Here is a 6,835-nt window from a genome sequence, read left to right on the forward strand (position 1 = left end):
GACTGGGACGGGGGCGCGGCGGGCGTCGCAGAGGCGCGACCGTCCTCGGCCGCCGAAGCCATCAGCTTCTCCAGTTCGCCGCGGTCCAGCCAGACGCCCCGGCAGGCGGGGCACATGTCGAACTGCACGCCGTCCCGATCCAGCGTCTGCATGGCGGAATTGTCGTTCGGGCACATCAGAAGAGGCATCGGGGCTCCAGATCAGTCAGGAATCGGGTCGGTTCGGGCGTCGGCGCGACCGGCCGGGAGGGGGACAGACCTGTCGCGCCGACGCATCCGTGCGGTCCGACATCGCGTCGATACGATGCGGCGAAGGGATACGCCGGATCGCGAAGACGCCAGAGGGGCCCGTTCCGCAGGATCCAAGCTAGGCGCCCGGCCGGCTCGCCGCCATGCGTCGTGGCGCCACAGGCCGTTCCCCGCTCAGCAGACCTGACCGGCGGCCCAGCCGGAGGACCAGGCCCACTGGAAATTATAGCCGCCCAGCCAACCGGTGACATCGACCGCCTCGCCGATGAAATAGAGGCCGGAAACCGCCTTGGCGGCCAGGGTCTGCTGGTCCAGGGCGGCGGTGTCGATCCCGCCGAGGGTCACTTCTGCGGTGCGATAGCCTTCGGACCCGACCGGCTTTACGCTCCAGGCGTTGACCGCCTGGTCCAGCCGCCGCAGCGCCGCGTCGGACAGATCAGCCAGATTGCCCGCCGCGCCCTCCCGCTCGCACAGGCTTTCCGCCAGTCGCCGCGGCACGATATGGCCCAGGGCCGTGTGCACGGCCTGGCGGCCGTTGGCGGCCTTGGCGGCCTTCAGCTCGTCGAAGACATTGCGTCCCGGCGCCATGGCCGCGACGATGGCCTCGCCTTCGCGCCAGTAGGAGCTGATCTGCAGGATGGCCGGGCCGCTGAGGCCGCGATGGGTGAACAGCATGGCCTCGCTGAAACTGGCCTTGCGCGCCTTGGCCCCTTCGGGCGCCGAGGCCACAGTGGCGTCCACCGCCACGCCCGCCAGCGGGATCAGGGTTTCGAGCAGGCCGGCCTCGAACGTCAGGGGGACCAGGGCCGGTCGGGTTTCGGTGACGCGAATGTCGAACTGGCGCGCGACCTCGTAGGCCCAGCCTGTGGCGCCCATCTTGGGGATGGATTTACCGCCCGTCGCCACGACCAGGGCGGTCGCCGTGACCAGGGTTCCGTCGGACAGGACGACGCGCCAGCCGTCGCCGGACCGGTCCAGGCGGTCCACGCCCGTCTTCATCTTCAGGGTCACGCCCGCCGCCGCCATGTCGTCGGTCAACATGCGGACGATCTGTTTGGCGCTGTCGTCGCAGAACAGCTGGCCCAGCGTCTTCTCGTGCCAGGCGATGCCGGCCCGGTCCACGCGCTTGACGAAGTCGTGCTGGGTGTAGCGACGCAGGGCCGAGGTGGCGAACCGGGGGTTCTCACCCAGGAAATTCGCCGGGCCGCAGCCCAGATTGGTGAAGTTGCACCGACCGCCGCCGGAGATGCGGATCTTTTCGCCGGGGTTGGCGGCGTGATCGACCACCAGCACCCGACGTCCGCGACGTCCGGCCTCGATCGCGGCCGTCATCCCGGCCGCGCCGGCCCCGACGACGAGGACGTCATAAGACGCCCTCGTCACTTGGAACCTCGCGGTTCCGGCCTCGGGGAGAGCTTAGTAACGGTAGTGGTCCGCCTTGAACGGGCCTTCGACCGGCACGTTGATATAGTCGGCCTGGTCCTGGGTCAGGACGGTCAGCTTGGCGCCCAGCTTGGCCAGGTGCAGCAGGGCGACCTTTTCATCCAGGTGCTTGGGCAGGGTGTAGACCTGGTTCTGATAGGACTTGGCGTTGGTCCACAGCTCGATCTGGGCCAGGGTCTGGTTGGTGAAGGAGGCCGACATCACGAAGGACGGGTGGCCCGTGGCGTTGCCCAGGTTCACCAGACGGCCTTCCGACAGCAGGATGATCTTCTTGCCGTCCGGGAATTCGATGTGGTGGACCTGAGGCTTGATCTCGTCCCACTTGAAGTTCTTCAGGCCGGCGACCTGAATCTCCGAGTCGAAGTGGCCGATGTTGCAGACGATGGCGTTGTTCTTCATCTGCCGCATGTGTTCGACCGTGATGACGTCCTTGTTGCCGGTCGTCGTCACATAGATGTCGGCCCGGCCGGCGCTGTCGTCCAGGGTCTGGACCTCATAGCCTTCCATCGCGGCCTGAAGCGCGCAGATCGGGTCGATCTCGGTCACGATCACACGGGCGCCGCCCTGGCGCAGCGAAGCGGCCGAGCCCTTGCCCACGTCGCCGTAGCCGCAGACCACGGCGACCTTGCCCGACAGCATGACGTCGGTGCCGCGACGGATGGCGTCGACCAGGGATTCACGGCAGCCGTACAGGTTGTCGAACTTGGATTTGGTGACGCTGTCGTTGACGTTGATGGCGGGGAAGGGCAGCTCGCCCTTTTCGGCCATCTGATACAGGCGGTGAACGCCCGTGGTCGTCTCTTCCGACACGCCGCCGATGGCGTCGCGGATGGCCGAGTAGAAGCCGGGCTTCTTGGCGATGTAGCGTTTCATCACCTTGAAGAGGGCTTCTTCCTCTTCGTTCTGGGGATTGGCCAGGACCGAGATGTCCTTCTCGGCCTTGGGGCCGAGCACGCACAGCAGGGTCGCGTCGCCGCCGTCGTCGAGGATCAGGTTCGGATAGCCGCCGTCAGCCCATTCGAAGATCTTGTGCGCGTAGTCCCAGTATTCCTCCAGGGTCTCGCCCTTGGTGGCGAACACCGGCGTGCCCGAGGCGGCGATGGCGGCGGCGGCGTGGTCCTGGGTCGAGAAGATGTTGCACGAGGCCCAGCGGACTTCGGCGCCCAGGGCTTCCAGCGTCTGGATCAGAACGGCCGTCTGGATGGTCATGTGCAGGCTGCCGGCGATCCGGGCGCCCTTCAGCGGCTGGCTGGCGCCGAACTCTTCGCGCAGGGCCATCAGGCCCGGCATTTCCGTTTCGGCGATCGCGATTTCCTTCTTGCCCCAATCGGCCAGAGAAATGTCGCGGATGATGTAGTCGGTCATGGGGGCTCCTGGCCGCAGGGGATTTTCCAGCCCTCATAGCCTGTGGAGCATGAAGGAGCAATAAACATATAAGGATATCCTTATATGCACTATGACCGATGTCGGGCTCAGCAGTTTCTTAAGCCATCCCCGTTAGGCAGGGCGGAATGGAACGCCGCGCCCTTCTCGGTCTCGCCCTCGTCGCGACGGCCGCCGCCTCGACCCCCGCCCGCGCCTCATCGAGCGGCGGCGCCGCTCCGTCGGCCGACACCTATTTCCGCCTGCCGGTGGTCACGGGCTCGATCCCGCGTCCCGGCGGCCGGCGCGGCGTCCTGTCGGTCGAAGTCGGCGTGGATGTGCCCGACGCGGCCCTGCGCACCCGGGCCCAGCAGTCGGCGCCGCGTCTGCGCGCCGCCTACAACACCGCCGTCCAGCGATTCGCCACCGGCCTGCGTCCGGGCGCCGCGCCGAACATCGACCAGCTGGCCGCAGATCTGCAGGCCGCCACCAACGCCACCCTGGGCCGCGCCGGGGCCCGGGTCCTGCTCGGCACGGTGATGGCGCTCTAGGCCGCGGCTGACCGGCCTCAGCCGACGCGCGGCGACTTCAGGCGGCGCTTGTTCGAATGGGTCGGCGGCGCCGCGCCCAGATCCTCGGGCACCTCGCCCTTGAAATAGTAGCGCTGCCAGGCCTCCTTGGCCGCGTCGGGGTCGCCGCCGGCCAGACGCTGGTTGAAGTCGGTGCGGGCGCGGTTCCAGGCCTCGAACTGGCCCTTCATGACCGGATTGGATTCCAGCGTCCGGATCACCGGCTGGAACTGTTCCACCTTCTTGTGCTCGATCAGATTGATGAAGCAGAAGGGCTCGCCCTTCTCGAACTTCACCCGGCCCGGCCGCGTGAAGATCCAGTTCATGGTGAAGGGGAAGGGCAGCCAGTCGGTCTCGATCAGGCCGACCAGGGGCTGGATCCCGTCCTTCAGGTGATTGGGCGACCCCGAACACATCATCCCCCAGCCCGGCGGCGTGCGGAACAGGTATTGCGGATGCATGGTCAGGACCCCGCGCGAGAAGTGCGAGGTGACGAAATGGTCCAGGTCGTGCTGGGGCCGGTCGGGGGTGATGACGATGTCTTCCTGGCGCGGCCCGCCGTTCCACTCGGCCGTGAAACCGAACGGGCACAGGATCTCCCACCCCGTGGTGTTGGCCATGTTCAGCGGCAGGCAGCGATAGGGGTGGCGGCTGATGAAGGCGTCCATCCAATTGCGCGACTGGCGGCCGGGCACCAGGTCCGGCGGCCGGGCCGTCATCGGATAGCATTCCAGTTCCAGCGGGCGCGTCTGCACGGTATCGACCATGGAACCGTTCCTAACGCCGCAAACGCGACTGCTCAACCATGACCCCAGACCTTGCGCCTGAACCCGCTTTCGACCGCGAGACCCTGACCGCCTGGCTGGCCGAACACGGCGTGGCCCACACGACCCACGACCACCCGGCCGTCTTCCGCGTCGAGGAAGGCCTGGACCTCAAGGCCGACCTGCCCGGCGCCCACACCAAGAACCTGTTTCTCAAGGATCACAAAGGCCGGCTCTGGCTGATCTCGGCCCGCCAGGACACGGTCATCGACCTGAAGCGCGCCGCGGCCGCGATGGGGGCGGGCCGGCTGTCGTTCGGCAATGAGGCCCTGATGTGGGAGACGCTGGGCGTCCGCCCGGGTTCGGTCACGGCCCTGGGTCTGATCAACGACGTCGAGCGCCGCGTGACCTTCGTCCTGGACCGGCGGCTGTGGGACGCCGACATCGTCAACTTCCACCCCCTGACCAATACGGCGACCACGTCTCTGGAACAGGCGGCCTTCCGCCGGGTGCTGGCGGTCTGGGAGCGAGAGCCGATCGTGGTGGATTTCGGCGCCCTGGCGGGTTGAAGCCCGGTTCCGGGGCGGAGCGTGCGTCGAAAGGCGGGAACCGACGTTCGATGACCCGTCTCTCTTCCTGACCGGCTCGAAGTCCGCTACCGGCACAGAGGATCGCACGGCGATACTGTGCGTCCTGAGGCATGCGTATGTTTGGACCCAAGCCCGTTTCTCAACCGGACCGACGCGGCGAACCCCGTCGGGCGGTCAATGCGCGGGGCGTCGTCTGTGCGCCGGGTGTGGAGACGGCCTGCGTGATCGTCGATCTGTCGGACGGCGGCCTGAAGCTCAGGCTCGACCGGGGCGCGGCCCTGCCGCCCGAAGTGGTGGTGGTGGATATTGCGGAGGCGGTGGCCTATCCGGCGACGGTGGTCTGGCAGAAGGGGCAGGAGGCGGGGCTGAGGCAGACCGGCGCCAAGTCCCTGCGCGGCCTGGCCCCCGCGCGGCTGATCGGGGCCCGCGACGCCTGGATCAGGGCCGGCGGGCGCTGAGGATCGCTACAGACCCGCCGGCATGGAGCCGGCGTTGATGGCGATGCGGCCGACCAGGCCCTTGACGATCAGGTCCAGGGCCGAACCCTCGCTATAGTCGGCGGCGGCGACGAAATTGACCCGGTCTTCCGAGATCAGCGAATAGACCTTCTTCTGGTCCTTCTCGTTCGAGCGGGGGTCATAGACGGCGATTGAGAAGCCGCCCTTGGTGTGCATCATCTTCATGGTCGGCACGTCGGTGTCGCCGTCGCCGATGAAGATCATCCGCTCGAACGGCACCGGCCGCTGGTCGTCGGGGATGAAGTGGTTGATCCGCTCGTGCTCCCAGTGGTTCTTCACCCCCTTGTTGATGCGGAACAGATACTGGGTCTTGGTGGTGTAGTTGACGCCGACCGCGGGCCAGGCCGCCTCGCCCTTGTCGTCATAGACATAGTGGGAGGCGAAGACATGGGTCAGGGCGGGGCGGATCGGCGTGCCGTCGATCATCTCCTCCAGGCCGGCCGAGACGATATAGTGTTCGATCTCAAGCCCGTAGCGCGCGCCGAAGGCGTTCATCCGGTCGAACCAACTGAGGTCCTTCAGACCTTCGAACAGGGCCACCGCCTCGCCGTGCCGGCGCAGGGTCTCGCGCGTCACCGGCGAACCGTTCTGGCGCGCATGATGCAGCATCAGCTGCATGTACATCAGGATGCCGTCGCCGTCGGCCTCCTTGGTCAGGCGCTCGGCCTCTTCCCAGAAGGCGCCGATCCCCATGCCCACGGACGGGATGAAGCTGACCTCCTGCATGTTGCCGCGCGCCAGGGTGCCGTCGAAATCATAGATCAGGGCGGTCTTCAGCAAGGGCTTGTCGCCGGAAGGGGCGTCGGACATCGGGCGGACTCCAGAGCGTCGGTCGGACCCCGCCCTCTATATCAGCTCGCCGTCGGCGTCGATTGTCGCCTCTGGCCGAAGCGGGGCGCCGCCGTCTTCTGCTCGGCCCAGTAGTCGGCGCCCGTGGTCGGCTTGAACATGGTGCGCGGCGTGCCGTCGCGCGCCACCACGGCGAAGGTGTTGGTCGAGGCCTGATAGATCAGGGTGTCGCCGTTCGGCCGTTTCACCGTCTCGGCGTCGCGCGGGGGCTTGGCCGTAAAGGCGGTGACCTTGTCCAGATAGTCCTCGGCCGATCCCGCGCCGAAGTCGGCGCCGTTGCGCTGGTACAGGCGGGCGATCTTGTCATCCACCGTCTCGCGACGGCTGGCCGTCAGCACCGGCTTGGGCTGGGCGGCGGCGGGGGGGGGGGGGGCGGCGCCCCCCCCCCCCGGCGCCGCCCAGGGCCGCGGCGGCGCCCCGGCCGTTCGGGCGCGCGGCTGCCCCCCCCGGGCGGTGTCGCCCCCCCCCCGCCGCCCCCCCCCCCAACCGCCC

General features: G+C 67.9%; 9 protein-coding genes. 3 read left to right on the forward strand and 6 right to left on the reverse strand.

The features are described 5' to 3' along the window. From ER13_RS14980 to ahcY, 3 genes are all read right to left on the reverse strand, one after another. Positions 1-188, reverse strand: a 188-nt coding sequence (locus ER13_RS14980; protein WP_035310507.1) for a zf-TFIIB domain-containing protein, incomplete at its 3' end; no start/stop codon positions are given. A gap of 234 nt (positions 189-422) precedes the next feature. Further along, positions 423-1,631 carry an NAD(P)/FAD-dependent oxidoreductase gene (locus tag ER13_RS14985; RefSeq protein ID WP_035310509.1) on the reverse strand — a complete coding sequence of 403 codons (1,209 nt, stop codon included), beginning with the start codon at positions 1,629-1,631 and terminating at the stop codon, positions 423-425. A 33-nt stretch (positions 1,632-1,664) separates the two neighbouring features. Next, positions 1,665-3,056, reverse strand: a complete 1,392-nt coding sequence (gene ahcY, locus ER13_RS14990; RefSeq protein WP_035310511.1) for an adenosylhomocysteinase — start codon at positions 3,054-3,056, stop codon at positions 1,665-1,667. A 146-nt stretch (positions 3,057-3,202) separates the two neighbouring features. Here ahcY and ER13_RS14995 point away from each other — a divergent pair, with 146 nt between their 5' ends. Beyond that, the gene (locus tag ER13_RS14995; RefSeq protein WP_008259905.1) at positions 3,203-3,604 is read left to right on the forward strand and encodes a Tat pathway signal sequence domain protein; all 402 of its coding nucleotides are present in this window, start codon (positions 3,203-3,205) and stop codon (positions 3,602-3,604) included. Positions 3,605-3,621: 17 nt separating this feature from the next. Here the strand turns inward: ER13_RS14995 and ER13_RS15000 are convergent, their stop codons facing one another. Then, entirely contained in the window at positions 3,622-4,362 is a 741-nt protein-coding gene (locus ER13_RS15000) for a DUF6065 family protein (protein WP_035310514.1), read from the reverse strand. Between the two features lie 65 nt (positions 4,363-4,427). On the opposite strand from ER13_RS15000, the gene ER13_RS15005 reads away from it, so the two are divergent. Beyond that, positions 4,428-4,955 carry a prolyl-tRNA synthetase associated domain-containing protein gene (locus ER13_RS15005; RefSeq protein ID WP_052005147.1) on the forward strand — a complete coding sequence of 176 codons (528 nt, stop codon included), beginning with the start codon at positions 4,428-4,430 and terminating at the stop codon, positions 4,953-4,955. 131 nt (positions 4,956-5,086) lie between these two features. Further along, entirely contained in the window at positions 5,087-5,434 is a 348-nt protein-coding gene (locus tag ER13_RS15010; protein ID WP_052005148.1) for a PilZ domain-containing protein, read from the forward strand. Positions 5,435-5,440: 6 nt separating this feature from the next. Here ER13_RS15010 and ER13_RS15015 read toward each other — a convergent pair whose 3' ends face one another. Together ER13_RS15015 and ER13_RS15020 are read right to left on the reverse strand one after the other, a co-directional pair. Then, positions 5,441-6,304: an HAD family hydrolase gene (locus ER13_RS15015; RefSeq protein WP_035310513.1), complete on the reverse strand. Its 864-nt coding sequence runs from the start codon at positions 6,302-6,304 to the stop codon at positions 5,441-5,443. A 41-nt stretch (positions 6,305-6,345) separates the two neighbouring features. After that, on the reverse strand, positions 6,346-6,835 hold a 490-nt coding region (locus ER13_RS15020), incomplete at its 5' end, for a hypothetical protein (RefSeq protein WP_052005149.1).

Source organism: Brevundimonas sp. EAKA (assembly GCF_000698025.1).
Lineage (GTDB): Bacteria > Pseudomonadota > Alphaproteobacteria > Caulobacterales > Caulobacteraceae > Brevundimonas > Brevundimonas mediterranea_A.

Bases quoted from the DNA above. Each gene is read 5' to 3' on its own strand.
- ahcY (WP_035310511.1), bottom strand. From the start codon at position 3,056: ATGACCGACTACATCATCCGCGACATTTCTCTGGCCGATTGGGGCAAG.
- ER13_RS14995 (WP_008259905.1), top strand. From the start codon at position 3,203: ATGGAACGCCGCGCCCTTCTCGGTCTCGCCCTCGTCGCGACGGCCGCC.
- ER13_RS15005 (WP_052005147.1), top strand. From the start codon at position 4,428: ATGACCCCAGACCTTGCGCCTGAACCCGCTTTCGACCGCGAGACCCTG.
- ER13_RS15010 (WP_052005148.1), top strand. From the start codon at position 5,087: ATGCGTATGTTTGGACCCAAGCCCGTTTCTCAACCGGACCGACGCGGC.
- ER13_RS15015 (WP_035310513.1), bottom strand. From the start codon at position 6,304: ATGTCCGACGCCCCTTCCGGCGACAAGCCCTTGCTGAAGACCGCCCTG.